The 443-nt window shown below is 56.7% G+C and carries 1 protein-coding gene; it reads right to left on the bottom strand.

Features of this window, described 5'->3' with window-relative positions:
* On the bottom strand, positions 1–442 hold a 442-nt coding region (locus SB822_RS55035), incomplete at its 3' end, for an alcohol dehydrogenase catalytic domain-containing protein (RefSeq protein WP_410858840.1).
* Position 443: the final 1 nt, after the last annotated feature.

Here is a 443-nt window from a genome sequence, read left to right as displayed (position 1 = left end):
CGGCCACCATCACATAGTCGTTCTGCTTTTCCTCGGCATCAGGAGGCAGCTTCAGGCAGTTGAAATCGGCCCAAGGAACGCGCAGGTATTCCGCCTGTCCGCCCTGATAGGGTCCCATGTCGGCGAAGCCGAAGGCAGCGCCTGCCATGCCGGGCTCAGGATTGGCAGCAAGGCAGAATGCGGTCAATCCCTTTTCGCAATTCCTGCAATGCCCACAGCTGATATTGAACGGCATGCACACCCAGTCACCGACTTTCAAACGTTCAACGGCCTGCCCCACTTCCGTGACCTGGCCGAGATTCTCATGCCCGAAAACCCTCCCCTTTTCAAAGTCGGTCCTGCCTTCGAACATATGCAGATCCGAACCGCAGATATTGGTGCTTCTGATCTGCACGATCACATCAGTCGGACGCTCGATTTTTGGATCGGGCACGTTCTCCACG

It is taken from the genome of Paraburkholderia sp. SIMBA_054, from assembly GCF_046534875.1.
In the GTDB taxonomy this organism is placed as follows: domain Bacteria; phylum Pseudomonadota; class Gammaproteobacteria; order Burkholderiales; family Burkholderiaceae; genus Paraburkholderia; species Paraburkholderia hospita.
The sequence above is the reverse complement of the archived record's forward strand: the minus strand, read 5'-3'. Positions and strand labels throughout refer to the sequence as shown.